This window comes from Marinagarivorans sp. (genome assembly GCF_982758155.1).
The window spans coordinates 1-2,353 of record NZ_CEXWTU010000392.1 but is presented as its reverse complement, the minus strand read 5'-3'; the positions used below and the strand labels follow the sequence as shown (position 1 = coordinate 2,353).

The 2,353-nt window shown below is 44.2% G+C and carries 2 protein-coding genes and 1 pseudogene; 2 read left to right on the top strand and 1 reads right to left on the bottom strand.

Translation table 11 applies throughout. The features are described from left to right. Nucleotides 1–178: 178 nt before the first annotated feature. The gene (locus AC3A8L_RS21195) at nucleotides 179–550 is read left to right on the top strand and encodes a YidH family protein (protein ID WP_487964268.1); all 372 of its coding nucleotides are present in this window, start codon (nucleotides 179–181) and stop codon (nucleotides 548–550) included. Nucleotides 551–816: 266 nt separating this feature from the next. On the opposite strand, the gene AC3A8L_RS21190 is transcribed toward AC3A8L_RS21195, so the two are convergent. Next, a complete protein-coding gene (locus tag AC3A8L_RS21190) occupies nucleotides 817–1,407 on the bottom strand; it encodes a DsbA family protein (protein WP_487964267.1) in 591 nt (196 codons plus the stop codon). Nucleotides 1,408–2,169: 762 nt separating this feature from the next. On the opposite strand from AC3A8L_RS21190, the pseudogene AC3A8L_RS21185 reads away from it, so the two are divergent. Further along, nucleotides 2,170–2,353, top strand: a pseudogene (locus tag AC3A8L_RS21185) (hypothetical protein); the annotation flags it as partial.

Sequence of the window (2,353 nt, the reverse complement as noted above, 5' to 3'; positions counted from 1 at the left end):
GAGGAAGTAGGAGGCAAGTATTATTGGATAAAGTATTTTTTCCTCGGCCCTTAGGCATGCCGCTATGGCTTAAGCCCTCCTAAGGTAACCCTCCCCGCCTGAATCCAAGTTCGCCGCGCTTAATCATGCCAGCGCTACCGCATGATGCTATATTAAAATTTTTTGAGTAATCGCCAAAATGCCTCAAGCCATTGACCCCAGAATTTTATTTGCAGCCGAGCGAACGCTACTGGCATGGAATAGAACCAGCCTTGCATTGATTGCCTTCGGATTTTTAATTGAACGTTCTGGCTTGCTTTTTATGGCACTGCTACCAGACAAGGGGGAATCAGCCTCAGCACTATTAACATTATGGCTTGGGCTTGGTTTCATACTACTTGGGGTACTTAGCGCTACCTGTTCATCTAAACTATATCTGAACGTACTCAGCCAGCTAAACCCTGCCGACACTCCGAAAAACTACCCTCCAAAATGGGGCGTTATCGTGAATGTTCTTGTCGCTGTATTAGGCACTATTCTAATTGCCGCGCTTTATGCAACGCACTCGTAAATAATAAAGCGACATTTGTACAACAGTATCTTCCCGCTATAACAGCTACAGTAGAATCACACCGCAGAAACTAAAGAACCTAACAATGCAGGTTCTACCCTAACGTTGCATTAGGTTTTGAGTTCAGGGGCTTTTAGAATGGAGATTTTTTTGGATTGATACTAATCACTCTAGATGAGATCCAGAAAAATTGAGTACGACGCTAGAAATGCCGCTATAGAAGCAGCGAAGCGATACTGGGCCAAAAGTTAATGCAACGCTAGGGTCTACTCTTGCTCTACCTGTAAACCACCCAAAGGTTCAGTATCATCTAGCAGAGCCTCCATTTGTGAAAAGCTTCTTTTGCCTTTTATCACCTTACCGTTAATCACAAAAGTGGGTGTACCGATAACACCATATTTTTTTGAGGCTTCTTGTTGACCCGCTAAAATAATTGCTCGCTCCTGATCGCCCGCTAAACACTGAGCAAAGGAAACGGAATCAATATTCAGTGATTCCGCATAGCCAACAAAAATTTCATTTTGATTGCCGGCTTCGTACCAATGCTCAACATTTAAATACAGTTTATCGAGCATCTCATAGTTTTGATCACCTGCGCACTGAGTGGCTATAGCACCCAGTAACGCCTCTGCGCCGGTTGGAAAATGCCTATAGACGTATCGCACCGCCCCCTTTTCAATATAACTTTCCGTAATCTTGGGCAGCACCCCCCGATGAAAATAGTTGCAGGCATCACAAGTGAGTGAGCCATATTCAATAAGCGTAATGGAGGCCTCTTTTTTACCTATAAAGGCCTCCTCACCTAAAGACGCTAACGGTATTGAGCAAAATGCCATTAATAAAAACAGTTGTTTCATAATTTAACTAAACCTTTATATATTGCGCAGTCGCCCAAAACTTGAAATGGCCCGACTTTAAATGTGTGAACAATGCACGTTATCTTCGCTAGAATCTGGCTCTTACGACTGAGCTTAAATCAGCCTCAAGCTATCATTAAAGACAAGGTTAATACAATTAGGGCAAGACCACCAATAGGGGTTTGAGTTGCATAAGCTTCTCTTGCAGCACGATGGATTCCCCCGTAATAGAGATAAGGACCGAACCTTGAACGAGTAATCATCACCACCATATACCGATCAAGCGAGCAGCGTTCACTGGGTCATCACGGCAAGCTATTCACTTCGGATTTGAATACAAGCTCTAGCAGCCTACCGCCACTGCAGTGGGCAACACTGTAGAGAACGAACATGGTATCCAGCGAGAGCTTGTTTAATGGTGATTTTTTCGCCGACCAAAACACCTCCTGCCCCACCCCAATACACCCATACAAGCTACAGAACAGCCAAACTTACAGGCCCTATTCAGCACGACTATAACCACCCAATGGAGGTGAACGGCTAAGTAGCCCAACAAACTAAAAGGGGGCAACTGAAGAATCGGCACCCTTAGCACTCTATCTATAGATGGAAAAGTGTCATCGATACTGTAAAATATCGCGCCTCACGAACCCATTCAAACTAATGAGCATCAACCGACAACACAGGTAAGCTTATTGGCATTAAGGTATCTGTCTCGACCCAGCCCCTCGTGTTCGGCTACGTAAATTTTGCGCTTCCAGCATGGGTTTTGAATTATTCGGATGGATTTCAAAACCCGAAGACAGAGGCAGAATTAGGGGCGAAATTTTGTTGCGTATATACAAAGCGTTTAGAACCGAGGGTATTGAAATACCTTACACAAAAATAGATATTAGGGGCGAGGCAATAATAGTTTGTCCAATTAGACGAAGGCGCCTGTTTTCTC

Coding starts and splice junctions, on each gene's coding strand:
- AC3A8L_RS21195 (WP_487964268.1), top strand. CDS start 179: ATGCCTCAAGCCATTGACCCCAGAATTTTATTTGCAGCCGAGCGAACG.
- AC3A8L_RS21190 (WP_487964267.1), bottom strand. CDS start 1,407: ATGAAACAACTGTTTTTATTAATGGCATTTTGCTCAATACCGTTAGCG.